The sequence below is a fragment of the Actinoplanes sp. NPDC051513 genome (assembly GCF_044454685.1).
GTDB lineage: Bacteria > Actinomycetota > Actinomycetes > Mycobacteriales > Micromonosporaceae > Actinoplanes.
Window position 1 is genome coordinate 15,035 of record NZ_JBITDW010000036.1, and the last position, 24,695, is coordinate 39,729.

General features: G+C 71.1%; 21 protein-coding genes. 9 read left to right on the forward strand and 12 right to left on the reverse strand.

Annotated elements, in window-relative coordinates; genetic code table 11:
* The gene (locus tag ACIA5D_RS48145) at nt 1–2,037 is read left to right on the forward strand and encodes an alpha-1,4-glucan--maltose-1-phosphate maltosyltransferase (RefSeq protein ID WP_396037438.1); all 2,037 of its coding nucleotides are present in this window, start codon (nt 1–3) and stop codon (nt 2,035–2,037) included.
* Between the two features lie 5 nt (nt 2,038–2,042).
* Here ACIA5D_RS48145 and ACIA5D_RS48150 read toward each other — a convergent pair whose 3' ends face one another.
* A complete protein-coding gene (locus ACIA5D_RS48150; RefSeq protein ID WP_396037439.1) occupies nt 2,043–2,183 on the reverse strand; it encodes a hypothetical protein in 141 nt (46 codons plus the stop codon).
* A 70-nt stretch (nt 2,184–2,253) separates the two neighbouring features.
* Nucleotides 2,254–2,577 carry a hypothetical protein gene (locus tag ACIA5D_RS48155; protein ID WP_396037440.1) on the reverse strand — a complete coding sequence of 108 codons (324 nt, stop codon included), beginning with the start codon at nt 2,575–2,577 and terminating at the stop codon, nt 2,254–2,256.
* Nucleotides 2,578–2,628: 51 nt separating this feature from the next.
* Between ACIA5D_RS48155 and ACIA5D_RS48160 the strand changes: the two genes are divergently transcribed.
* A complete protein-coding gene (locus ACIA5D_RS48160; RefSeq protein WP_396037441.1) occupies nt 2,629–5,058 on the forward strand; it encodes a glycogen/starch/alpha-glucan phosphorylase in 2,430 nt (809 codons plus the stop codon).
* On the opposite strand, the gene ACIA5D_RS48165 is transcribed toward ACIA5D_RS48160, so the two are convergent.
* Complete coding sequence (locus ACIA5D_RS48165; RefSeq protein ID WP_396037442.1) at nt 5,045–5,575, reverse strand: hypothetical protein; 531 nt, start codon at nt 5,573–5,575, stop codon at nt 5,045–5,047. The two genes, ACIA5D_RS48160 and ACIA5D_RS48165, sit on opposite strands and share 14 nt — an antisense overlap.
* Before the next feature lie 305 nt (nt 5,576–5,880).
* Nucleotides 5,881–7,833: an NACHT domain-containing protein gene (locus ACIA5D_RS48170; protein WP_396037443.1), complete on the reverse strand. Its 1,953-nt coding sequence runs from the start codon at nt 7,831–7,833 to the stop codon at nt 5,881–5,883.
* A 370-nt stretch (nt 7,834–8,203) separates the two neighbouring features.
* On the opposite strand from ACIA5D_RS48170, the gene ACIA5D_RS48175 reads away from it, so the two are divergent.
* Nucleotides 8,204–9,022 (forward strand): methyltransferase domain-containing protein, encoded by an 819-nt coding sequence (locus ACIA5D_RS48175; protein ID WP_396037444.1) that lies wholly within the window; start codon nt 8,204–8,206, stop codon nt 9,020–9,022.
* A 31-nt stretch (nt 9,023–9,053) separates the two neighbouring features.
* On the opposite strand, the gene ACIA5D_RS48180 is transcribed toward ACIA5D_RS48175, so the two are convergent.
* Nucleotides 9,054–9,827 carry a hypothetical protein gene (locus ACIA5D_RS48180; protein ID WP_396037445.1) on the reverse strand — a complete coding sequence of 258 codons (774 nt, stop codon included), beginning with the start codon at nt 9,825–9,827 and terminating at the stop codon, nt 9,054–9,056.
* Nucleotides 9,824–10,594 carry an ABC transporter ATP-binding protein gene (locus ACIA5D_RS48185; RefSeq protein WP_396037446.1) on the reverse strand — a complete coding sequence of 257 codons (771 nt, stop codon included), beginning with the start codon at nt 10,592–10,594 and terminating at the stop codon, nt 9,824–9,826. Before ACIA5D_RS48185 ends, ACIA5D_RS48180 begins: the two co-directional genes overlap by 4 nt.
* Before the next feature lie 64 nt (nt 10,595–10,658).
* Between ACIA5D_RS48185 and ACIA5D_RS48190 the strand changes: the two genes are divergently transcribed.
* Entirely contained in the window at nt 10,659–11,840 is a 1,182-nt protein-coding gene (locus ACIA5D_RS48190) for a sensor histidine kinase (protein ID WP_396037447.1), read from the forward strand.
* Nucleotides 11,837–12,514, forward strand: coding sequence for a response regulator (locus tag ACIA5D_RS48195; RefSeq protein WP_396037448.1), 678 nt, complete (start codon nt 11,837–11,839; stop codon nt 12,512–12,514). The genes ACIA5D_RS48190 and ACIA5D_RS48195 overlap by 4 nt, the downstream gene beginning before the upstream one ends.
* Nucleotides 12,515–12,758: 244 nt before the next feature.
* Here the strand turns inward: ACIA5D_RS48195 and ACIA5D_RS48200 are convergent, their stop codons facing one another.
* The 3 genes from ACIA5D_RS48200 to ACIA5D_RS48210 all read right to left on the reverse strand — a co-directional run bounded on the left by ACIA5D_RS48200 (nt 12,759) and on the right by ACIA5D_RS48210 (nt 15,327).
* Nucleotides 12,759–14,114, reverse strand: a complete 1,356-nt coding sequence (locus ACIA5D_RS48200; protein WP_396037449.1) for a cellulose binding domain-containing protein — start codon at nt 14,112–14,114, stop codon at nt 12,759–12,761.
* Nucleotides 14,115–14,219: 105 nt separating this feature from the next.
* Nucleotides 14,220–14,363, reverse strand: coding sequence for a hypothetical protein (locus tag ACIA5D_RS48205; RefSeq protein ID WP_396037451.1), 144 nt, complete (start codon nt 14,361–14,363; stop codon nt 14,220–14,222).
* A gap of 349 nt (nt 14,364–14,712) precedes the next feature.
* Nucleotides 14,713–15,327 carry a TetR/AcrR family transcriptional regulator gene (locus ACIA5D_RS48210; protein ID WP_396037452.1) on the reverse strand — a complete coding sequence of 205 codons (615 nt, stop codon included), beginning with the start codon at nt 15,325–15,327 and terminating at the stop codon, nt 14,713–14,715.
* 75 nt (nt 15,328–15,402) lie between these two features.
* Here ACIA5D_RS48210 and ACIA5D_RS48215 point away from each other — a divergent pair, with 75 nt between their 5' ends.
* Entirely contained in the window at nt 15,403–16,524 is a 1,122-nt protein-coding gene (locus ACIA5D_RS48215; RefSeq protein WP_396037453.1) for an FAD-dependent monooxygenase, read from the forward strand.
* A 43-nt stretch (nt 16,525–16,567) separates the two neighbouring features.
* Here the strand turns inward: ACIA5D_RS48215 and ACIA5D_RS48220 are convergent, their stop codons facing one another.
* Nucleotides 16,568–17,185 (reverse strand): TetR/AcrR family transcriptional regulator, encoded by a 618-nt coding sequence (locus ACIA5D_RS48220; protein WP_396037454.1) that lies wholly within the window; start codon nt 17,183–17,185, stop codon nt 16,568–16,570.
* 13 nt (nt 17,186–17,198) lie between these two features.
* Nucleotides 17,199–18,728, reverse strand: a complete 1,530-nt coding sequence (locus ACIA5D_RS48225) for an MFS transporter (protein WP_396037455.1) — start codon at nt 18,726–18,728, stop codon at nt 17,199–17,201.
* A gap of 242 nt (nt 18,729–18,970) precedes the next feature.
* Between ACIA5D_RS48225 and ACIA5D_RS48230 the strand changes: the two genes are divergently transcribed.
* On the forward strand, nt 18,971–21,208 hold the full coding sequence (locus ACIA5D_RS48230) for a putative bifunctional diguanylate cyclase/phosphodiesterase (RefSeq protein ID WP_396037456.1): 2,238 nt from the start codon (nt 18,971–18,973) through the stop codon (nt 21,206–21,208).
* On the opposite strand, the gene ACIA5D_RS48235 is transcribed toward ACIA5D_RS48230, so the two are convergent.
* The gene (locus ACIA5D_RS48235) at nt 21,178–22,455 is read right to left on the reverse strand and encodes an acetyl-CoA C-acetyltransferase (RefSeq protein ID WP_396037516.1); all 1,278 of its coding nucleotides are present in this window, start codon (nt 22,453–22,455) and stop codon (nt 21,178–21,180) included. The genes ACIA5D_RS48230 and ACIA5D_RS48235 overlap by 31 nt on opposite strands.
* 47 nt (nt 22,456–22,502) lie before the next feature.
* On the opposite strand from ACIA5D_RS48235, the gene ACIA5D_RS48240 reads away from it, so the two are divergent.
* Both ACIA5D_RS48240 and ACIA5D_RS48245 read left to right on the forward strand, forming a co-directional pair.
* Nucleotides 22,503–23,828 carry a 3-oxoacyl-ACP reductase gene (locus tag ACIA5D_RS48240; RefSeq protein WP_396037457.1) on the forward strand — a complete coding sequence of 442 codons (1,326 nt, stop codon included), beginning with the start codon at nt 22,503–22,505 and terminating at the stop codon, nt 23,826–23,828.
* Between the two features lies 1 nt (nt 23,829).
* A complete protein-coding gene (locus ACIA5D_RS48245) occupies nt 23,830–24,675 on the forward strand; it encodes a MaoC/PaaZ C-terminal domain-containing protein (protein WP_396037458.1) in 846 nt (281 codons plus the stop codon).
* Nucleotides 24,676–24,695: the final 20 nt, after the last annotated feature.

The following is a 24,695-nucleotide window of genomic DNA, read 5'->3' on the forward strand; positions in this document are numbered from 1 at the left end:
ATGACCGAACCCAGCGCCGGCCCATCGATCGACCCACCGAGCCGCCCGATCGGACGTATCGCCGTCTGCGACGTCGCTCCGGTGGTCGAGCACGGTGAGCGGCCCGCGAAGTCGGTCATCGGTGAGGAGTTCGAGGTCACCGCCACCGTGTTCCGCGAGGGTCACGACGCGGTGGGCGCCGCCGTGGTGCTCACCGATCCGGACGGCCAGGAGCACCGCGTGCCGATGACGCGCGTCAACGCCGGGCTCGACGCCTGGTCGGCCACGGTCAGCGCCGACCGGGCCGGCAGATGGACCTACCGGGTGGAGGGCTGGTCCGACCCGTACGGCACGTGGCACCACGACGCCGTCATCAACGTCGAAGCGGGCGTCGACGTCGAGCTGATGCTCGAGGAAGGCGCACGAGTTCTCGAACGGGCCGGCGCCGAGGTGGTCCGCGGCAAGGAGCAGGACGCCGTGGTGACCCGGGCGGTCGCGGGCCTGCGCGAAACCGGGTGGGCGCCGGAGGCGAGGCTGGGCGCCGGGATCTCCGCCGAGGTGCGCGCCGAGCTCCGCGAACGGCCGCTGCGCGAGCACGTCACCGCGTCGGCCGAGCATCCGTGGCTGGTCGAGCGGGAACGGGCCCTCTACGGCGCCTGGTACGAGCTGTTCCCCCGCTCCGAGGGCGCCCGGTACGACGAGAGCACCGGCCGATGGCGCAGCGGCACCCTGGCGACCGCGGCCCGCCGCCTCGACGCGGTACGCGAAATGGGCTTCGATGTGGTGTACCTGACCCCGATCCACCCGATCGGCCGGGTCAACCGCAAGGGCCGCAACAACTCCCTGCGCGCCGAGCCGCACGATCCCGGATCCCCGTACGCGATCGGGTCGTCCGACGGCGGCCACGACGCCCTCCATCCCGACCTGGGCACGTTCGACGACTTCGACGCGTTCGTCGCCCACGCGCGCCGCCTCGGCCTCGAGGTCGCGCTCGATCTCGCGCTGAACTGCGCACCCGACCATCCGTGGGTCGCGGCCCATCCGGAATGGTTCACCACGCGGGCCGACGGCTCGATCGCGTACGCCGAGAACCCGCCGAAGAAATACCAGGACATCTACCCGCTGAACTTCGACAACGACCCGGAGGGCCTGTACGCCGAGATCCGCCGCATCGTGCGGGTCTGGCTCGCCCACGGCGTCACGATCTTCCGGGTCGACAACCCGCACACCAAGCCGCTCCGGCTCTGGGAACGGCTGATCGCCGACGTCGCCGCCGAGCACCCGGACGTCATCTGGCTCGCCGAGGCGTTCACCCGTCCGCCGATGATGCACGCCCTCGCCAAGGTGGGCTTCCAGCAGTCGTGCACGTATTACGCCTGGCGCCACACCCGCGACGAGCTCGCCGAGTACGGCGCCGAGCTGGCCGGCCCGGCTGCGGCGTACATGCGGCCCACCTTCTGGCCCACCACCCACGACATCCTCACGCCGTTCATGCAGCGCGGCGGGCCGGCGGCCTGGAAGATGCGGGCCGCCCTGGCCGCGACCCTGTCACCGAGCTACGGGATCTACGCCGGCTACGAACTGATGGAACGCGTCGCCCGGCCCGGCGCGGAGGAACAGATCGACAACGAGAAGTACGAGTACAAGGACCGGCGCTGGGCCGAGCACGACGCCGCCGGCGACACCCTCGCGCCGTACCTGAGCAGGATCAACGAGATCCGGCGTGCCCACCCGGCCCTGCACCGGCTGCGCAACCTGCGTTTCCACCACGCCGACGACCAGCACGTGCTCGTCTTCTCCAAGGCCCGCCGGGTCTACGACCGCGACGACGTCATCGTGGTCGTCGCCAACCTCGAACCCGACCGGACCCGCGACACCTGGATCCACCTGGACATGGCCACCTTGGGCCTGGGTTTCCGGGACCATTTCGTGGCCCACGACCTGATCACCGGCGAGCACTGGAACTGGTCGGAACACAACTTCGTCCGGCTGGGCCCGGCCACCGAACCCGTACACATCATTCATGTCCGCCCGGAAGGCATCACCGGCCCGCGCTGATCACGTCAGGACTGCTCACGCCATCGGGAGAGCCGCCGCTCGCCACCGTGCAGCGCCACGCTGACCAGGATCGCCCCCGCGCAAACGGCCAGGATCACCGCGTCGGCCTCCGCCCCGCGCAGGTTGGCGATCAGCGCGGCGATCACGCGCCCAGCGCGCCGACCCTCAACCTCAGCCTCACGGTCACCACCGCAACCCTCAACCTCAACTGGAGCCTTAGGCGAACGCGGAGTCGTAGTACGACGACTCCGCGGGCACCGTCTTGGCGATGCCGAGGGTCGGCAGCTGATCGGCGTACGCTTTGAGGCCGGCCGTGCTGAGCTTGCCGTCGGGGGTGAAGTCGCCGGCCAGCTCCTTGAAGGTCTTGCCGGCCACGTCCTGGGTGATGGCCACGGGCCGCGCCCGGGTAGCCTCGGCGGCGTGACCCACCCCGGCGATCTGGATGCGCTCACGTCCACCCTTGGGCTGATTTATGCTGATCCGGGCAGCAAGCACGACGCGTAACCGTACGACCCGGACGTCGTCGCGGAGTCCCTGCAAGTGGCACGAAGCTGACAACTTCCGGCAACCTGTCTGCGAAAGTGTGCGTTCATGGACTTCAGGAACGGAATCGGGCTGCGGCCGCTGGGAAGCTCGGCGGCCGAGTTCGAACAGGACCTGCTCAGCAACCTCTACTACCGGCGCGGCACGACCGTGGAGTCGGCGAGCGCGCAGGACGCGTACGAGTCGCTGGTCCTCACCGTGCGTGACCGGCTCGCGGCGCGTCGCGCCCGGACGACCGCCGCGCATTTCGCGGCCAATCCGCGCTGGGTCTACTACTTCTCGGCCGAATATCTGCTGGGGCGCCAGCTCGAGCAGAACGTTCTCTATTCGGGTACGGGCGAGATCGCGAACGCCGCGCTGAAGGCGCTCGGGGTTTCGGCCGAGGAGATGGAAGAGCTCGACATCGAACCGGGCCTCGGCAACGGCGGTCTCGGCCGGCTCGCGGCCTGCCTCGTCGACGCGATGGCCACCCTCGACATTCCCGCGATCGGGTACGGCATCCGCTACGACTTCGGCATCTTCAAGCAGACCTTTGTCGACGGCGCCCAGGTGGAGAAGCCCGACGACTGGACGTTCCAGGGAAATCCGTGGGAGTTCCCGGCGCCCGACGACCGGCAGACGGTCTTCTTCTACGGCTACACGAGCCGCGACGAGTCGGGCCGCACGAAATGGATTCCCGGCGAGATCGTGCTCGGCGAGCCCAGCCACATGCTGGTGCCCGGCTACGACACCGAGACCGTCAACATCGTGCGGCTGTGGCGGGCCCGCGGCAGCGAGTCGTCGTTCGATCTGGAGCGTTTCTCGGCCGGCCAGTACGCCGAGGCCGTGCAGGAGGCGGTCCGCGCCGAGAACATCAGCAAGGTGCTCTACCCGGACGACAGCACCGAGCTCGGCCGGGAACTGCGGCTCAAGCAGCAGTACTTCCTCGTGTCGTGCTCGCTGCGCGACATCATCCGCCGTTTCCGCCTGTGGGGCGGGCCGTGGACCGATTTCCCGTCCAAGGCCGTCATCCAGCTCAACGACACGCACCCGTCGCTCGCGATTCCCGAGCTGATGCGGCTGCTGGTCGACGAGGAGGGGCTGAACTGGGACGAGGCCTGGCTCATCACGCAGCGCACGTTCGCGTACACGTGTCACACGCTTCTGCCGGAGGCCCTCGAGACGTGGCCCGTCGCGATGTTCGAGCGCCTGCTCCCCCGCCACCTCGAAATCATCTACGAGATCAACCAGAGGCTTCTCGACGATGTCCGCTCGCGCTATCCGGGCGACGTCGATCGCGTACGCCGGATGTCGCTGATCCAGGAGGAGCCGGAGCGCCGCGTCCGGATGGCGAATCTGGCCGTGGCCGGCACGAGCGCGGTCAACGGCGTCGCCGAGCTCCATTCGAAGCTGCTCGCCGAGACGACCCTGCACGACTTCGCCGAGATGTGGCCCGGCAAGTTCCGCAACGTCACCAACGGCGTCTCGCCACGCCGTTTCCTGCGGATCGCCAATCCCGCCCTCTCCGACCTGATCACGTCGGCGCTCGGCGATTCCCGGTGGGTCAGCGACCTCGACCGCCTGCGCGGCCTCGAGAGGTTCGCCGACGACGCGCTCTTCCTGCGCAGCTGGCGCGACATCAAGCGGGCCAACAAGGTGCGCCTCGGGCTCGGCGACCCCGACGCTTTGATGGATGTGATGGTCAAGCGTTTCCACGAGTACAAGCGCCAGCAGTTGAAGCTGCTGCACGTGATCACGCAATACCACCGCATCAAGGACAACCCCAACGGCTCCTTCGTGCCCCGCACAGTCCTGTTCGCCGGAAAGGCAGCCCCCGCCTACCACGCCGCGAAATCCATCATCAAGCTCATCAACGCGGTAGCGGCGGCCATCGATGACGATCCGGCCGTCACCCCGTACCTGAAGGTCGTCTTCCCGCCCAATTACAACGTCACCCTGGGTGAGCTGATCATCCCGGCGGCCGACCTGAGCGAGCAGATCTCCCTGGCCGGCAAGGAGGCCTCCGGCACCGGCAACATGAAGCTGGCCCTCAACGGCGCGATCACCATAGGAACCCTCGACGGCGCGAACATCGAGATCCGCGACCGTGTCGGCGCCGAGAACTTCTTCCTGTTCGGCCTGGACACACCGGGCGCGACGGCCCTGAAGGCGTCCGGGTACAGCCCGCGCTCGTACTACGAGCAGGACGCCGAGCTGCGCGCGGCCCTGGACGCCATCATGTCCGGCGCGTTCGGCGGGGTCGGCAAGGAGGTGGCCGAGTCCCTGCTGAACTGGGACGAGTACCTGACGCTCGCCGACTACCGGGCCTACGTCGAATGCCAGGAGGCGGTCGACAAGGCCTGGCAGGACCAGAACGCCTGGACCCGGACGTCCCTGCTCAACACGGCCCGCACCGGCTTCTTCTCGTCCGACCGCACGGTCAGCGACTACGCGTCGACCATCTGGCACGTCGAGCCGGTACGAGTCAGCCGCGACTGACCAGGACCGGTATGCGGCCGACGAAGTCAGTCCGCACGGCCGCATACCGCTCCACCAGGCTCCCGGCCTCCGCCTCGGTCAGGGTCGAGGAGGGCAGGCCCAGCTCGGCGCAGCGGATCTGAGCGTCGACGTCCGCGACCTTCCAATGGTCGACCAGCGGCATCAAGTCGTGGAGCACACCCGCCAGCTCGGTCTGGCCCGGGCCGAGGTGGGCCAGAATGCACTGCACGGCCAGATCCCGACGGCCACGCAAGTGGTGAATGTCGAGGCGCTGCAGCAGCTCTGCCACGGCGGGGGGCTCGATGGCGTCATCCAGCCGGAGTTGGCCCAGCAACAAGTCAACATGGTCCACGCGATCGGCGATCTCGGCGTACAGGGACTCCCGGCCGAGGGGCATCTGCATTTGTGCGAGGGCCAGCCTCAGCAGCGAGTTCTGCCAGCTCACCAGGCGGTCCCCGCCGACCGCTCGCGCCCCGTCGACGCGATGCAAGTCCAGCGTCCACAACGGCTCCAGCACCTCCTGGACGAAATCCTCGTCGAAATCGGCGGTGAAGTGGGCGCGGCGCCGGGTGATCGCCAGCCCGCCAGCTCCCCACGGTGGACGCGCTGCCGGTCGTCCCGAGGAGGCCCGACGCGGTCAGGCGCCTCGCGCATAGGGCGAGGACGAACAGGTTCGACGTGTACGCGGCGATGCGGGCCGGCACCGGAAGCACCGCCGGGGCATAGTCGGCGTGGGCTCGCGGCGGCCGGGGCATCGGCGCCGCCCGGAAGAGGCGCACCATCAGCTCGGACCAGTCTTCCCCGGGCGTGGCGGCCACCATGTCACGCAGGAAGGTGACCGTCTGCGCGCGACCGGCCAGGGGCGCGAACGACAGCAGCGCATGCAGCAGGTCGTCGTCGACGTCCGCTTCCGACCGGAAGGTCGACGCCTGCTCCCGCGCGATCATGTCGCGGGCGACGGCGTGGATCAGCCGCGCGACCAGGTACTCGCCGAAGGTGGCGTGCAGGAACTCGTACGTCTCCAGGCTGAGCTTGCGCAGCTCGCCCTCGACCCGGGCGGTCAGCTCGCGCGCCGGCAGGCCGCCGCCCCGTTTCTCCACCTCGCGCCGGGCGAACCGTTCGAGCAGCCGGTCGTAGAGCTGATCGAGCCGCAGGTCCCCGGCGTCGCGGAGCGCGTTCCCCTCGGCGTTGTAGAACGCCAGCATGAGCAGCAGGAGCGGCTGGCCGGCGAGGTCGGGGGTAGCGCATGACCGTCGCCAGGTCGAGCGGCCGCTCGCCGCTGGCCGAATACCAGTGCTCGTTCGTCCGGTTCCAGACCTTGAGCCAGGCAGCGACCCGGTTGCGGTCGAAAGGCTCGAGCCGCACCGCGACCGTCTCCTCGGGCGGCTCGGCCCGATCGGCGACGCTGAGCCGGCTGGTGACGATGACGGCGACCGGCCGGCCCTGATCGGCCTCCCGCCGCTGGAACGCCGCGACCCGCTGCAGGTAGTCGGTCTGGCTGACCCGGGTGGCCTGCAGAAGCTCGTCGAACCCGTCGAGGATCACCACCGGCATCGCGCCGTCGGCCGAGCGGGCCAGCTCCGGCCAGAGCACCCGCTCGCCCGTCTCGGCCCGGATCGCCTGCTCGATCTGGTCCTGTGGATCGGCGGCGGCCGACACCGCCCGCAGCACCACCAGCACCGGCAGGAAGTCGGTGGCCGGCAACTCCGCCGCCAGGATCCTGGTCAGCACGGACTTTCCCGAGCCGGGTTGTCCCAGGATCAGCAGCGGCGCCCGTGCGACTACGGTCGAGGTGAGATGGCAGGTGAGGAATCGGAGCAGGTCGTCGCGGACCGGCAGCCGCTCCCACCATCCTTCATTGCTCAGCACCGCGTTCCCGCTGACGGCGACGGCCCGGTACCGCTGCGGCACAAAGGCCTCCCCGAGCGTCGGCAGCATCAGCCCGATCGGCGCTTCGCCCGACTCGACGACGGGCCTTTTCAACGCCGCCGCATAGGCCCGGGAGAGCCCGCGCCGCCGCTCGTCCGGCGCCCGCCCCGCGGCGATCGGCGCCAGCATCGCGCCCAGCTCGGTGACGCTCATGCTGATCACCCGAAGCCGCTCCCGGCCCGCGGCATGCTCCCGCATCCCCGCCCAGAACGCCACCTCCGGATAGTCGGCGGCCAGCTTGCCCAGCAGGCTGTCGTACCGGGCGAGCGCGGCCTCCGCCAAGTCGCCGAAAGCCGCCCGGGCCCGATTCCGCGCGTCCTCACCGAGCCGTTCCCACACAGCGAGCCCGCCGACGAACTGTTCCACCGTCGTCGCGAGGTCGACGTAGTACAGCCTCAACACCGCCCGGAAGTCCTCGTGCGACTCCGCGGATTCCGGCACCGGCGCGGTCCACCCTGCGAACGGCTCGCGCCCCTTCGCCCCCTTCTCGCCCAGCGTCCGTTGCTCGCTGGCCGTCAGCTCGAGGTCGCGGTAGGACACCGGAAGCTTCGCCTCGGCCATGGCCTCGAAGAAGGCCGTCAACGCCAGCACCGCGTGCGCCGCTCGCAACCGCTCGGTGCGCTCGTACCGCCCGAGCTTTGACCGCCGCTCGACCAGCCCACTCACCAGCCGCTCGGTGACCTTGCCCAGCTCGGCCTTGGCGTCGAACCACCCCAGCACGTCCCGGAACGGCCCGACCAGGACGAGCAGCCCCACCCCCATCAGAGTGTCGAGCAGCCGCACCACCTTGGCCTGGTCCCCGCCGAGCAACTTGACGGCGTCCTCATAGCTGACTTCGCGACCCACCGCCGCAGTATCCCGACATTCTCACCCCCAACCCGTCCCCCGTCCGGCTACCTTCCCCACCGCACGCCGCCCACCGCCTTCCTCACCGCACGGCCCACGGCCCGGCGCCTACCCCACCGACCACCGCCTTCCCACCGCCCGCGGCACGGCGCCTTCCCCATTTCAGGCGTCTCGGCGGCGTAGGACGGCGTAGCCCGCCAGCAGTGCGACGGCCGCGCCCTGAGGGCCCTGATTCCCAGGCCGGTCCACGGTCCGTAGGGGCGCCCGACGCGCGGATCGCCGGCCGGGCCGGAGTTGTGCATGACGAGCGTGTCTGGTTTCCGCCCGTGTCGCACTGACATAGGACGCGGTAGATCGTGAAGATGTAGGCATGAGCTCATCGCAGCCCCCAGGGTCTGCCCCGGATCACCGCTACCTGCTCGACAACGCCCGGGTGGAGGCGGGCGACCGGTTCACCTGGCTGGCCGAGCTGTTCGACGGCGTCACCCGGGGGCACTTCGACCGGCTCGGAGTGAAGGCGGGCTGGCGCTGCTGGGAGGTCGGCGCCGGCGGCCCCAGCATTCCCGAGGCACTCGCCACGGCCGTCGGACCAACCGGCTACGTGCTGGCCACGGACATCAATCCGGCCTGGTTGGACCCGCACGCCGGGTACGAGGTGCTCCGGCACGACGTCGTCGACGACCCGCCGCCGGAGCCGGGCACGTTCGACCTGGTCCACGCCCGGCTCGTGCTCGTCCACGTGCCCGACCGTGCCCGGGCGTTGGCGACGATGGTGGCGGCGCTGCGCCCCGGCGGCCGGCTGTTGGTCGAGGACGCCGATACCGAGTTGCAGCCGCTGGCCTGCCTCGATGAGGTCGGCCCGGCACAGCAGCGCGCCAACCGGCTGCGGCGCACCGTCCGCGAGTTGATGACCCGCCGCGGCGCCGACCTGCGCTACGGCCGCACGCTGCCGCGGGCGTTGCGTGCGGCCGGCCTGGCCGATGTCGCGGCGGCCGGCTGCTTCCCGGTCGGCGGGGTTGCCTGCGACCGGCTGGAGGCCGCGACGGTGCGCATGGTCCGCGCCGAGTTGCTCGCCGCGGGTTTGGCGAACGACGCCGAGATCGACGCGCACCTGGCCGCCATCGATGCCGGCGAGCTCGACCTCACCCTCGCGCCGCTGATCTCGGCGTGGGGACGCCGCCCGGGATAGCCCCGTGTCCCCGCACGCCGCCCCGTACATTTCAGGCGTCTCGGCGGCGTAGAGCGGCGTAGCCCGCCAGGAGTGCGACGGCCGCCCAGAGGGCCATGATTCCCAGCCCGGTCCACGGGCCGTAGGGGCGCCCGAAGCGCGGGTCGCCGGGCGGGCCGGCGATGTGCATGATGAGCATCCCCGCCTGGTCGGGGAGGAACTGCGCCACCGCCTTCACCTTCGGCACGTTGCCCAGGCCCTGCGAGCCCAGGAACAGCAGCGGCAGCAGCACGGCCAGCGTCGGGATCGATCCGCGCAGCAGGGTCGCCACTCCCGTGGCGAACAGGTAGATCAGGATCAGGTAGAGGCACGCGCCGACGGCCGCCTCGAGTGTTCCCCCGACGGTGAACGTGGTGCCGTGCGGACCCAGTCCGGCCTGCGCCGCCGCGAAGGTGAGCGGGACGGTCACCACTGCCGCCGCGCCCGCGACCGAACCGCCCGCCAGGACCTTGCCGGTGTAGAAGCGACCGCGTCTCGGCACGGCGGCGAGCGAGGCGACGATCGTGTTGGTGGCGTATTCGCCGGTGACGACGAAGGCTGCGAGGACGACCAGGGCCAGCTGGGCGATGGTGATGCTGTAGAACGAGGCGAAGAGCGGGTCGAACTGTGCCTGGCGCTCGGCGTCCATGCTGTCGAAGCCGGCGCGGAAACTCGAGCCGACCAGGAAGGCCAGGCCGACGCTCAGGGCGACAGTCAGGGCGAGAGTCCAGATGGTCGACCTCAGCGACCGGATCTTGATCAACTCGGCGGCGAGCAGCGCCCTCATGAGAAGTCACCACCCGCTCTGTGCACGGTCGACTCGTCGGTCACGGACAGGTAGGCGTCCTCCAGCGTGGCGAAGCCCTCGGCTGTGATCAGCTCGCCGACCGTGGTGTCCATCAGCAGGCGGCCCCGGCCGATGATGATGAGACGGTCGGCGGTCAGCTCCATCTCGCTCATCAGGTGGCTGGAGATCAGAACGGTGCGGCCCTCGGCGGCCAGGGAACGCATCAGCTCGCGTATCCAGCGGACGCCCTGCGGGTCGAGGCCGTTCACCGGCTCGTCGAAGATCAGGATGCCGGGGTCGCCGAGCAGGGCGGCCGCGATGCCGAGCCGCTGGCGCATGCCGAGCGAGTAACGGCCGGCCCGGGTGCGGGCCGCGCCCGCCAGCCCGACCTGATCGAGCACCATTGTGACCCGGCTCGCGGCTATGTCGTTCGTGCGCGCGAGCCAGCGCAGATGCTCCACCGCCGAGCGGCCCGGGTGGACGGCGCCGGCGTCGAGGAGGGCGCCGACCTCGCGCAGCGGGTGGTCGAGCGAGGCGTATGCCCGGCCGCCGACCAGTGCCGCGCCGGCCGTCGGCGTGGCCAGGCCGAGCAGGATGCGCATGGTGGTGGTCTTGCCCGCGCCGTTCGGGCCGAGGAAGCCGGTGACCATGCCCGGCTCGGCGCTGAAGGAGAGCTCGTCGACGGCCACCGTGTCCCGGTACCGCTTGGTCAGCTCGTTGACCTCGATCACGCCGGCCACGCTGCCCCATGCCGGCGCCGGGCACATCGGACCACGGTATGACAGACCCAGGGCTGAGGCGCCCCGCGCCCGCCGCCGCTAACGTGGCCGCGTGGACCGCACCCCGCGGCTGAGCCGCCACCAGTGGATCGCGCTCGACGGCCTGGCCGCGATCGCGTATCTCGTGGTGTTCGCGCCCGGCGCCGTGATCGGCGCCGATGTGCCGGCCGGGGTGGCTGTTCCGCTCATGCTGTTGATCGGGGCGCCGGCGGCCGTGCGCCGGCTCTGGCCCGTGCCGGTGTTCCTCCTGGTCTTCGCCGGCTCGGTGGCGGCCCTGGCCGCCGGTGTGCTGACCGATCCCTTCGTGGCCGCCGCCTTCGCGCTCTATCCGGTCGCGCTGGGCACGCGTCGCCCGCGGCTGCCGGCCAAGGTGACCGGCGCGGTCGCCGTCGCCATCCTCGTCGTCACGTCGGTCGTCGGCACGCCGCACGGCATCTGGCCCCGTCTCGGCACGGCCGTGCTCGGCGCCGGCTTCCTGGCCGGCGCATGGACGGGCGGCCAGCTCGTCCGGGCTCGCCGGTCCGAGGCGGCACGCGCGGCGGCGGAGCAGGCGCAACGGGCGGTCACCGAGGAGAGGCTGCGTATCGCGCGCGAGCTGCACGACGTGGTCGCCCACAGCATGAGCGTGATCACCGTGCAGGCCGGGACGGCCAACCACGTCATCGGGACGCACCCCACCGAGGCCCAGGCGGCCCTGCGCGTGATCGAGTCGACGAGCCGCACCGCGCTCACCGAGATGCGCCAGCTGCTCGGCGTGCTGCGCTCCGGGGCCGAGGGCGTCGAGTTCGCCCCGCTGCCCGGCCCGTCCGGACTGCCCACCCTGGTGCGCCGGGCCGAGGAGGCCGGTGTCAGGGTCGAACTCGACCTCCGCGGCACCGAGAGCCTGCCCGGGGGAATAGCCCTATCTGTCTACCGCATAGTTCAGGAGGCTTTGACCAATGTTGTCCGCCATGCCGCGCCCGCTCGCTGCGAGATCTCAGTGATCGTCAAGGGAGGCCAGGTGAGCATCGACGTGACCGACGACGGCCGGCGCGCGGGGGTGTCCGCCGCCGAGCGCATCGGCGCCGATCCCAACGAACAAACGCGGCCGCGGATGCCACCCGACGGCGGCCGGGTCGGCCACGGGCTGATCGGGATGCGCGAGCGGGTCCTGGTGTACGGCGGGTCGTTCCGGGCCGGTCCACGACCGGAGGGCGGGTTCGCGGTGTCCGCACGCCTTCCCTTGACGCCGTGACCGCCCCGATCCGGGTACTGATCGTCGACGACACCGCCCTCGTGCGGGGCAGCTTCCGTCTGCTGGTCGACGCGACGCCCGGCATGAAGGCGGTCGGCGAGGCGGCGAACGGCATGGAGGCGGTCGAGCTCGCGGCAAGCACCGATCCCGATGTCGTGCTGATGGACGTCCGGATGCCCGAGATGAACGGCGTCGAGGCCACGCGCCGCATCTGCGCCGCGCGCGCGTCGGGCCGGCGCCCTCGCGTCCTGATCCTGACGACCTTCGACCTCGACGAGTACGTGTACGGCGCGCTCTCCGCCGGAGCGAGCGGGTTCATGCTCAAGGACGCGCCGCCCGGCGACCTGCTCAACGCCATCCGCGTCGTCGCCGCGGGCGAGAGTCTCCTGGCCCCGACCGTGACGAGTCGCCTGATCGCCGAGTACACCCGGAGCCTGCCTCCGCTGGGCCCGCTGGGCCAGGCGATGGACTCGCTGACCGACCGCGAACGGGAGGTCCTGAAGTTGATAGCACGCGGGCGCACCAACGCCGAGATAGGAGAACGCCTGAACATGCGCCCCGCCACGGTCAAGACCCACATAGGCCACCTCCTGGCCAAACTGGGCGCCCGCGACCGTGCCCAACTGGTCATCGCCGCCTACGAGTCAGGCCTGGTGACCCCGGCCCCCAACTGACCCGAAACCCGCGACCGGCCGAGTTCCGGCCCGAGCCGACAGGACCTACCGGCGCGAGGCGGGCAAGGCGATCGGACCGGCGCGAGGCGGGCAAGGCGATCGGACCGGCGCGAGGCGGGCAAAGCAATCGGAGCGGCGCCCGCCGGCCCGCACCCCGGCGGCGGGCAGGCGGGCGCGCTGCTCGGAGCCAGCCCGGCGGCGGGTGGGCGCCGCCAGGCTGGACGACTACGGGCTCGTGCAGGTACTACGGGCTCGTGCAGGTCACGGTCACCGCGGCGGGGGTGCCCGTGGCCGTGTAGCCGAAGGTGGTGGAGGCGTTGGCGGCCAAGCTGCCGTTGTAGGAGGCGTTGTGAGCGGTCACCGTGGCGCCCGCGACCGAGTAGGTGCCGTTCCAGAGTTGGGTTATCTGCTCGCCGTTGGTGAAGGTCCAGCGGGTGGTCCAGGCGGAGACGGGGCTGCTGCCGGCCTTCACGGTGACGGTGGCCTGGAAGCCGCCGTTCCAGGAGCTGGCCACGGACGACGCCGCGGTGCACGCGCCTGATGGCGCGGCCGTCGGCGAAGACGTCGGGGGCGAGGTCGGCGGCGAAGTCGGGGGCGAAGTCGGCGGGGACGTCGGGGGCGAGGTCGGCGGCGAGGTCGGCGGGGACGTCGGGGGCGAGGTCGGGCCGCTGGGCGAAGCGGTGCCGTTGCTCGTGGTGTAGGTCGTTGCCGTGTAGGGCTGGGAGCATGTCGAGCCGCAGGCTGCCGGGAGGGAGAAGCTGTAGACGCGGCCGCCATTGATCAGCTGGTCGCCCGCGTCGCGTACGCGGATCTGGAAGCTTGTCGCGCCGGAGGTGAGGCCGCCGATGATGTAGGACTGGCCCATGTCGCTGTTCATCTTGGCCGGCTGCCAGGCGCCGACCTGGTAGTACTCGACGCCGTGGATGCCGTTGGCCAGGTGGGAGACGGCGATCGCGGGCCAATATGCCTGGGCGCCCTGCAGGAAGCCGACCTTGATGTCCCCGGCGTAGCTGGGCGCGGGGACGAACTGCCAGCTGATGTGGCGGTTGTTCCAATGGTTCGGGTACATGTCGCCGACGGGCGTGCCGGAGCGGGCGAAGCGGTTCAGCGAGTCCTTCGCCAGGTCCAGATGGTAGGGGTCGTCGCGGCACCAGGCGTTCGAGTCGCCGCAGCTGTCGGCGACGATCATCGTGAGGGTGGCGTTGTTGTACTGGTCGGCCACCCACGAGCCGTTGCGGCAGAACGGCTGGTTGGTCGCGCCGTCGTTCACGCCGGTGCAGTAGTCGCCGATCGAGACCTGCACGAACCGCCCGCAGTTGAGGCCGTTGTTCCATTGGCCGGTTTTCGAGGCGTCGGTCACCGGCCGCGGATAGAAGTTGTAGTCGCCCGGCGTGTTGTAGACGTTCAGCGCGACGAAATCCGGCGAGTCCAGCTGGGCCTGGGGCAGGCCGCAGCCACCGTACGGCGAGCCGAGCGCGTCGAAGTACGTCGCGTTGCCCGTGACGGGGTCGGCGCCCGCCGGCGCCTGGAACGACATCAGGACGAGCGCGGCGGCGACCGCGGCCGCCGTCGCGAGCCATCGGAAACCACGACGGGCCATGGCGGTTCTCCTTCGAGGACGGCCGCCCGGTGGAAGGCGGCGCCGCGACTGGGAGCGCTCCCAAGGTCGCTCCGCCAGATGATAGACCCATCTCGATGAGGAGGTCTAGAAGGTCGCTTCCCAGGGCCCGTCGACCGGCGTCGCCTCGGTCGCGCTGCCGACCGGCCACGGCGGCATGGTCACGGCCACGACCTCCAGCCCGGAGGCTCCCGCCCGGAACTGGAACGAAGTCCCGACCGGAATCGTCAAGCACACCCCGGGCCGCAGCACATCCTCGGAGGAAACCCCGCCCGAAGAGGACGCCGCACCCGAAGAGGACGCCGCACCCGAAGAGGACGCCGCACCCGAAAGGGGAGCCGCACTTGACGCGGGAGCCGCACCCGGCGAGGCATCCGCACCCGACCGACGCCACATCGACCCGGACCCGGCCACGACGTACCAGATCTCCTGCACCGTCGCGTGCACCACAGCCCGCGCGACCTCCCCCGGCCCCAGACTGAAATGCGCGAAGCTCCCGGCCCCGGGCACAACGCACAACGGCCGCACCGTCGACCCGTCCGGCGCCGCGACCACCGGCGCCCCCTCCACAGAAAGCGTCTCAAACGGCTCCATCACCAGAATCCCCCCAGGGCGCGAGCGCAATCGCCGTAGCCCGCTCGACGGCGGACCGGATCACGTCCGGATCATCCCACTGCGACGGATCGTCAAACAGCGCCTGCAACGCCCCGGTCACCGCCCCGGTCAGGGCCCCCGCCAGCGCTCCCGCCGACACCGCGTCCAGCTGGGACGGATATGCCGCCGCCAGATGCCGGGCGATCTCCCGCTGCGCGTCCATCTGGATCAGCAGCCCCCGCCCCCGGACCGCCGGCACCGAATGCATCAGCCGCAGACGCAGCCGCGCCATCCGCCCGGTCAGATCCGCACTGGACTCCGCCACCTCCCGCAGCGCCCGCACCAGCACGGCAGCCGGCCCCTCCGACGGCGACCTGCTCTCGATCGCCGCGACGGTCACCCGCACCCGGTCATCGGCCTCCGGGAAGAGCACGTCTTCCTTAGTCGGGAAGTAGCTGAAGAACGTCCGCGTCCCGATCTCGGCCGCCGCCGCGATGTCGGCAACCGTGGTCCGCTCGTACCCGCGGCGCTCGATCAAGTCGGCGGCCGCCGCGACGATGGCCTGCCGGGTCCGCTCCCGTTTCCGTTCACGCAGTGACACGAAGAACACCTTAATGCATCCAACGCAAACCGGCACTCGTTGCAATCCCGCACTGAGTGCAGCTATGGTGAAGCCATGCGAACCGTACTCATCTCGGGAGCCGGCGTTGCCGGTCCCACCCTGGCGTTCTGGCTGGCCCGAGCCGGTTTCCAGCCCACGGTCGTCGAGCGCGCGCAGGGGCAGCGCTCGAGCGGCAACCCCGTCGACGTCCGCGGCCCCGCCCTCCCGGTCGCCGAGCAGATGGGCGTCGTCCCGGCGCTGCGCGAGGCCGCCACCACCGTCACCGCCATGCGATTGATCGACTCACGCGGCCGCCGCGGCGCGCGCCTGCCGATGCCGTCCAGCCGCAGCGCGGCCGGAACCATGGAGATCGAGGTGCCACGGGCCGATCTCGCCACCATCCTGTACGCGGCCGCGCGCGACCACGCCGAGTTCGTCTTCGACGACACGATCACGGCGATGAGCCAGGACCCGGACGGCGTCGACGTCGCCTTCGAGCGCGGCGAGCCCCGGCGCTTCGATCTGGTCGTCGGCGCCGACGGACTGCACTCCACGGTCCGCCGGCTGGCCATCGGCCACGAGCAGGATTTCGTACGCCACCTGGGCGTCTACGTGGCGACCACCCCGCTCGGCGAGCCGGTCGACCACCCCGACGAGGCGCTCATGTACAACGCGCCCGGCCGCCTGCTCTCGGTGCACCCGTCCCGCGACCATGCCCTGCTGGCGTTCATCTTCCGCGGCGGGGCCGTCCCCGGCTTCGACCACCGCGACACGGCAGCACACAAGAAGATGCTGCTCGACGCGTACGGAAAGGATCGGCTGTGGCGGGTCCCGGAGTTCCTCGATCGCGCGCGCGCGTCCGATGATCTCTATTTCGACAGCGTGAGCCGGGTCGTCCTGCCGAGCTGGTCACGCGGCCGCATCACGCTGCTCGGCGACGCGGCCGCCTCGGTGTCGCTGTTCGGCGACGGCTCGAGCATGGCGATGGCCGGCGCGCGGACCTTGGCCGGGGCGCTGGGCGAAGCCGATGTCGAGACGGCGCTCAAGCGCTACGAGGCCGAGCACCGCCGCCGCACCGACACGAAGGGTCGCGCCGCCCGATTCGCCGCGGCGCTGATCGTGCCGAGCACCCGGCCGGGCATCGCCGTCCGCAACGCCGCGGCGCGGATGGCGCTGCGAGGCGACAAGGCCGCCTGAGCAAGAAGGCCGCGAGCGACAAGGCCGCCCGAACGACAAGCGCTCAGGCGGCGGCGCCCCGCAGCACCGAGTCGACCAGCGACTCGGCGAAGCCTTCCTCCTGCACCGCCGGGTTCCAGTGCAGCAGGCTCTGCATCATCGACGGCCCCGAGATCATCAGCAGCGTGAGCTCGATGTCGAGGTCGGGCCGCAGCTCCCCGTTGGCGACGCCGCGGGTCAGCACCTGCCGCATCACGTCCCGGCGGGGCTCGATGACCGCCTGGTACATGCTGTGCAGGTTCTCGTCCTTCACGAATTCCGGCATAAGGCACACCGTCACCTGGCCGTACCGCCGGGCGCGGCCGGTGCGGTTGGCCTTGACCAGCATCACCAGGTCGTCGCGGACCGACTGGCCCGTGGGCTCGGGCAACGGGCCCTTCATCGAGGCGACCGCGTCGATGAGCAGGGCTTCCTTGTTGGGCCAGCGGCGATAGATGGTCGCCTTGCCGACGCCGGCCTTGGCGGCCACCGCCTCGATCGAGATGGCGGCGACGCTGTGGCCGGCGCCGAGCAGCTCGAGCACCGCGTCGAGGATGGCCTCGTCGGCCTGCGCGCTGCGGGGCCGGCCAGGAGCCTTGCGGTCCTGGCCGGCCTCGTTAACTGCCGTGGTCATGGCGTTCATTGTTACGTAAGCGTCACGCCTCGACCAGCTCCACGCCCTGCTCCTCGGCCAGACCCTCGGCCGAGGTGGGGACGGGAGCGGTGGCCGGACGCTTGCCGGGCAGCCAGAGCAGCGCGACGACCGCGCCGAGCAGGGCGACGATGACGCTGCCGACCGAGGCGTAGTGCATCGCGGTCAGGAAGGAGTCGTTCGCGCTGCTGATCAGGGCCGGACCGCCGTCTCCCAGACGCTCGGCGACCGCATAGGCGCCGGAGATCGACTCCTCGGCGGAAGAGGCGGCCGCGGCCGGCAGGCCGTCGGTGACGCTGCCGAGGTGGTCGCGGTAGACCGAGGAGAGGATCGCGCCGAGCGCGGCGACACCCAGCGCCCCGCCCAGCTGGCGGATGGTGTTGCTGACCGCCGAGCCGACGCCGGCCTTCTCCCGCGGCAGCGCCGCCATGATCGACTCGGTGGCCGACGGCATCACGTTGGCCATGCCGACGCCCATGAGGAAGAACGCCGCGCCGACGATCCAGATCGGCGTGGTGGCGCCGATGAAGAGCCAGGACGCCAGGCCGATCGCCACCAGCAGCAGGCCGACGGCGCTGACCGCCTTGGGGCCGAACCGCTTGACCATCGCGGCGCTGCGCGGGGCGAAGACCATCTGGGCGACCGCGAACGGGACGAACAGCGCGCCGGAGGCGAGCGGGCCGTAGCCGCGGACCAGCTGCAGGTAGAAGGCGCCGAAGAACATGGCGCCCATGGCCGCGAAGAAGACCAGGCCGATCATGCCGGTCGAGGCCGCGAAGGTCTTGTTCTTGAAGAGCCGCACGTCCAGCGACGGGAAGGCGACGCGGCGCTCCCAGGCGACGAAGCCGGTGAGCACTACGACCGAAGCGACCAGCGTGGTCCAGGCGAGCGTGTCTCCGAAGCCGTCCTCGCCGCCCTTGATCACGCCATAGGTGAGCAGGCCGATGCCGATGATCGACAGAAGCACGCCGACCACGTCGATGCGGCCCGGCTTCGGGTCGCGCGACTCCGGGACGATGACCAGGCCGAGGACGATGCCGATGACCACGATCGGCACATTGATCAGGAAGACCGAGCCCCACCAGAAGTGCTCGAGGAGCAGGCCGCCGACGATCGGGCCGATCGCGACACCGAGGCCGACCGCGCCGGCCCAGACGCCGATGGCACGGCCGCGCTCCTGCGGCGCGAAGACGTTCGCGATGATCGACAGGGTGGCCGGCATGACGGCCGCGGCGCCGAGACCCATCAGGGCGCGGGCGGCGATCAGCTGGTCGGCCGAGCCCGCGTACGCGGAGACCAGTGAGGCGATGCCGAACAGGGCGAGGCCGGTGATCAGGGTGATCCGGCGGCCGAGCCGGTCGGCGAGGATGCCGGCGGTGAACAGCAGGCCGGCGAAGACCAGGGTGTACGAGTTGATGGCCCACTCGAGCTGGCTCTGGGTGGCGCCGAGGCCGTGCTCCGGGTCGGCGATCGTGCGCAGTGCCACGTTGAGCACGGTGTTGTCGAGCACGACCACGAGCAGGCTGATGACCATGACGCCGAGAATGGCCCAGCGCCGAGGATGGCCCGCTTGGGTAGCGGCTGGAGTGTCCATGTGTTTCCCCGCGTTTCGAAACGAGACGGTTCCGTATTCGAGGTAGACCATAGACCCGGCAGCCGGTGAAACGGAACGTCTCCGTATCGGAATGTGCCGACGATCACGCGAAGGAGGAGCCGGCAACTCATCCGCTACCGAACGATCCTGGTAAACCGTGATGCCGAGCCGATTTCAGAGGCGTGAAGAGCTGGAGGCTGGGCTGGATCCCCGAAGCGGGACGACTCCGTGACGAGGACTGGCAGCGCCGTCACCGGCTGCTGACCATGCTCCTCGCCGCGACCGTGGTCGGACTGACCGTCTTCGGCGCCTGGACCGACGAGGGCCTCACCAGGTCCTGGCTGTTCACGGTGCTGCTGGTGCTGCCCTGCGTGGTCGCCGCCGCCCGCCTGCCCGGGCGCCGGTTGCCCTCGATCGCGGTCGCGCTGGGCTTCACCGCGTTCTGCGGCGGCTTCGTGGCGATGTCGCACGGGCTCACCGAGGCCCATTTCACCTTCTTCATCGTCATCGCCGCGCTCGCCCTCTACCGGGACTGGGCGCCGTTCGGCGTCTTCCTGATCGCCACCACGCTGCACCACGGGGTGTTCGGCTCGCTGCTCAGCGACCGCACCTACGACCACCACGGCGCGCAGGTGCACCCGCTGCTGTGGGCGGGGCTGCACGGCGCGGCCGTGCTGCTCGCCGCGGCCTTCCAGGTGATCGCCTGGCATCTGACCGCGGCCGAGGAGCGTCGCGCGCAGGAGAACCTCGACGAGAGCCAGGCGCAGCTCAGCATCGCCTTCGACGAGACGCCGGTCCCGATGGCGATGATCGCGCCGGACGGCCGCCTGCTGCGCACCAACGCGGCGTACCGGTCGTGGCTGGGCCTGCCCGAGGAGCTGCCGGCCGGCTTCTCCGTCGCCCACCTGCCGTTGACCCCGATCGAGCGGGACCTGCCGAACCTCTTCGGCGAGCTGGTCAGCCAGGGCTCGGCCACCGCGACCCGGGCCTTCCGGCGGCACGACGACGACTCGATCGTGTGGATCGAGGTGCACAGCACCGCCCTGCACGACAAGACGGGCCAGCTCCGGCTGATCTTCGTGCACTGCCTGGACGTCACCCAGGCCCGCCGGCACGAGGAGGAGCTGCGCCACCAGCTGCGGCACGACTCGCTGACCGGGCTGCTCTCCCGGGAGGGCTTCGACCAGGACCTGGCCGCGATGATGACCGCGCGGCCCGGCCCGGCCAGCGTCCTCTACCTCGACGTCGACCGGTTCAAGTCGATCAACGACGGCTCCGGCCACTCGGCCGGCGACCTGGTGCTGCGCTCGCTCGCGGCCCGGCTGACCGCGCTCGCGCCGGCCGGCGCGCTGCTGGCCCGCTTCGGCGGCGACGAGTTCGTGGTCGCCCTGCCCGGCGGTCTCGAGAGCGGCGCGGCACTCGGGCACGCGGTGGTACGCGAGTTCGCCGAGCCGCTGCCGGTGGGCGGCAACGTGCTCGCCCTGTCGGCCAGCGTCGGCCTGGCCGTGGCCACGAACGCCGACGATGCCGAGGACGCCGTGCTCGCCGCCGACACTGCGATGTACGTCGCCAAGCGCAACGGCGGCAACCGGATGAAGGTGTTCAGCGACCAGATGCGGGTCGCCGTGCAGGACCGGATCGCCTCCGAGAAGCTGCTGCGCGAGGCCCTGGAAGGCGACCGGCGGCAGACGCTGCCGGTGTGGTTCCAGCCGATCGTCTCCGCGCAGACCGGCGAGATCATGGGCGCTGAGACGCTGGTGCGGATGCGCGCCGCCGACGGCCGGATCCTCGGCCCGGGCCTGTTCGTGCCGGCCGCCGAGGAGACCGGCATGATCGTGCCGCTCGGCGAGCACGTGCTGATCGAGGCGCTGCGGCACCTGGTGGCGTGGCGCGACGAGCTGCGCTACGTGTCGGTCAACGTGAGCCCGCGCCAGCTGGCCGAGCCCGACTTCGTGCCGCTGCTCGCCGACCTGCTCGCCTCGGTGCCCCAGCTGGACCCGAGCCGCCTTGTCCTGGAGATCACCGAGACCGCGCTGCTGGCCTCGACGGTCGACATCGAGGAGCGCCTCGAGACGATCAAGAGCCTGGGCGTACGCATCGCCCTGGACGACTTCGGCACCGGCTACAGCTCGCTCACCTGGCTGCAGTCGGTCCCCGCCGACATCGTCAAGCTGGACCGGTCGTTCGTGGCCGGCCTGGCCACCGACCCGAAGAAGTCGTCGATCATCCGGGCGGTGCTGTGGCTGGCCCAGTCGCTGGGCATGTCGGCCGTGGCCGAAGGCGTCGAGGAGGCGGCCGACGTGCAGGCGCTGCGCGAGGTCGGCTGTCCCCTGCTGCAGGGCTACTTCTTCGGCAAGCCGATGCCTCCCGAGGAGTTCGCGGCGCTGTTTCAGCGCTCCAGGATGGCCACGACGCCCTGACCGCCGGCCGCGCAGATGGAGATCAGGCCGCGGCCGGATCCCTTGTCGGCGAGCAGCTTGGCGAGCGTGCCGACGATCCGGCCGCCGGTGGCCGCGAACGGGTGCCCGGCGGCGAGCGACGAGCCGTTGACATTGAGCTTGGCGCGGTCGATCGAGCCCAGCGGCGCGTCGAGGCCGAGCTTCTCCTTGCCGAACGACGGCGACTCCCAGGCGGCCAGCGTCGCCAGGACCTGCGACGCGAACGCCTCGTGGATCTCGTAGAAGTCGAAGTCCTGCAGGGTCAGCCCGTTGCGGGCGAGCAGCCGCGGCACCGCGTAGGCCGGCGCCATGAGCAGCCCTTCCTCGCCGTGCACGAAGTCGACCGCGGCGTCCTCGGCATCGACGAACCACGCCTGCACCGGCAGCCCGCGCTCCTTCGCCCACTGTTCGCTCGCCAGCAGCACGCTCGAGGCGCCGTCGGTCAGCGGCGACGAGTTGCCCGCGGTCATCGTGGCGTCTTCCTTGCCGAAGACCGGCTTCAGCTTCGCGAGCTTCTCCAGCGTCGTGTCGGGCCGCAGGTTCTGGTCCTTCGTGAGCCCCAGATAGGGCGTCACAAGATCATCGAAGAAGCCTTTCGCGTACGCCTCCGTCAGGCGCTGATGTGACGCGAGCGCGAGCTCGTCCTGGGCCTCGCGCGGGATGCCCCACTTGAGGGCCGTGATCGCGGCGTGCTCGCCCATCGACAGCCCGGTGCGCGGCTCGGCGTTCTGCGGGATCGCCGGCATGAACGCATGCTGCGGCCGGATCCGGGCCACGGCCTTGAGCCGGTCGGGCAGCGTACGAGCCCGGTTGAGCGCCAGCATTGCGCGCCGCATCTCTTCGTTGACCTGCAGCGGCGCGTCGGAGGTGGTGTCGGCGCCGCCGGCCACGCCCGCGTCGATCTGGCCCAGCGCGATCTTGTTGGCCACCAGGATCGCCGCTTCGAGGCCGGTGCCGCAGGCCTGCTGGATGTCGTAGGCCGGGGTGCGCGGGTCGAGCCGGGAGCCGAGCACGGTCTCGCGGGTGAGGTTGAAGTCGCGGGAGTGCTTGAGGACCGCGCCGGCCACCACCTCGCCGAGCCGCTCCCCCGCCAGGCCGAACCGGGCGACCAGGCCGTCGAGCGCGGCGGTCAGCATGTCCTGGTTCGAGGCCTCGGCGTACTTCGAGTTGGAGCGGGCGAACGGGATCCGGTTTCCACCCAGGACGGCGACGCGACGCACGCTGTGCACGGCAATCTCCTTCACGACAGAACCCTACTCACGAGTAGGCTACGCCCATGGGAGACAGGTACGCGAACTTCGCGAACTCTGGAATGGGCCGCGGCGTCGTCAAGCGGCTCGGGCTGCCCGACCCGCCGCGCCTGCGGCGTTACCAGGCGGGCGAGCCGCTGACCACCGGTCCCGTTCTGATCGGGGCCGCGCCGGGCGGACGACTGGCCGGGACGGTCGCCAAGCTGCTCGAAGCGGCCGGCACCGAGACCGCCGACGTCGCCGACGACCAGGTGAGATATGGCGCGCTGGTCTTCGACGCGACCGGCATCGCCGACTCGGCCGGGCTGCGCGCCCTCTACGACTACTTCCACCCGGTGGCGCGGTCGCTGACCGGCAGCGGCCGGGTCGTCGTGCTCGGCACCCCGCCCGCGGCGGCCGGGACGCCCCGCGAGGCCACCGCCCAGCGCGCCCTCGAAGGGCTGACCCGCAGCATCGGCAAGGAGCTCGGGCGCGGCATCACCAGCCAGCTCGTCTACGTCGCGCCCGGCGGCGAGACGGCCGTCGAGTCGACGTTGCGGTTCCTGCTCAGCGGCCGCTCCGCGTACGTGTCGGGCCAGGTCATCCACGTCGGCGCCGGCAGCGCGCCCACCCCGGCCGACTGGGACCGCCCCCTGGCCGGCAAGACCGCGCTGGTCACCGGCGCCGCCCGGGGCATCGGCGCGGCCATCGCCCGGGTCCTCGCCCGCGACGGCGCCGACGTGATCGCGCTCGACGTGCCCGGCGCCGGCGACGCCCTGGCCGGGGTCGCCAACGACGTGCGCGGCCGGGCCGTCCAGCTCGACCTCACCGCCCCCGACGCCCCCGAACGGCTCGCGGGACACCTGATCGGCCTGGACATCCTCGTCCACAACGCCGGCATCACCCGCGACAAGACGATCGCCCGGATGGACGAGAGCCGCTGGGACTCGGTCATCGACGTGAACTTGTCCAGTCAGGAGCGCATCAACGACCTGCTCCTCCAGCGCGGGATCATCAACGCCGGCGGGCGGCTGATCGGGGTCGCCTCGATCGCGGGCATCGCCGGCAACCGCGGCCAGACCAACTACGCCACCAGCAAGGCCGGCGTGATCGGCCTGGTTCAGTCGATGGCGCCGGTGCTCGCCGGCCAGGGCATCACGATCAACGCGGTGGCGCCGGGCTTCATCGAGACCGCGATGACCGCGAAGATGCCGTTGTTCCTGCGCGAGGCCGGACGGCGGATGAACAGCCTGTCCCAGGGCGGCCTGCCGGTCGACGTGGCCGAGACGATCTCGTGGTTCGCCTCGCCGGGGTCGGCGACCGTCACCGGGAACGTCGTGCGGGTCTGCGGGCAGAGCCTGCTGGGGGCGTGACATGGCCGTCGTCGAGCTCACGTCGGACCCGGGCGGGCTGTTCCTGAAGGCAGCGCTCGGGATGGTGCCGTCGCGGCGGCCGGACGCCCTGCCCGACCGCGAGATCGTGCGCCGCGGCGTCGCGGTCGATCTGGGCCACCTGGCGCGGTACGACCGGGTGTGCGGGTTCCGGCTCACCGACACGCTGCCCGCGACGTATCCGCACGTCCTCGCGTTCCCCCTCGCGATGACGCTGATGGCGGCGGCGGACTTCCCGTTCCCGGTCGTCGGGATCGTGCATGTGGCCAACCGGATCAGCGTGCGGCGCCCTCTTCTCGCCGCCGAGAAGATCGACCTTCTGGTACGGGCGGAGAATCTGCGCTCGCACGACCGGGGCCGGGTGTTCGACGTGGTGGCGACGGCCTTCGCGAGCGGCGAGAACGTGTGGACGGGCGTCTCGACGTACCTGTCGAAAAACGCGACCAGCAGCGTCGGGCACGCCCCGCGCGACCACCCGCCGACGCCGGCCCCGACGGCCGTGTGGACGGTGCCGGCGCGGGTCGGGAGCGACTATGCCGCGGTGTCCGGCGACCACAATCCGATTCACACCTCACGCATCGGGGCGCGCCTGTTCGGATTTCCCCGGCCGATCGCGCACGGGATGTGGAGCAAGGCGCGCGCCCTGGCCGCCCTGGAGGGACGGCTGCCGGCGGAATACACCGTGGACGTGGCGTTCAAACAGCCGATTCTCCTGCCGGCGCGGGTCGGCTTCTCGGCGTCGCCGCGTTCGTCGTCGCACACCGACGGGTGGGAATTCCGGCTCGACTCGCAGCGGCCGCATCTTGCGGGGCTGGTTACGCCACCGTAACGTTACCGGCCAGTAGAGTC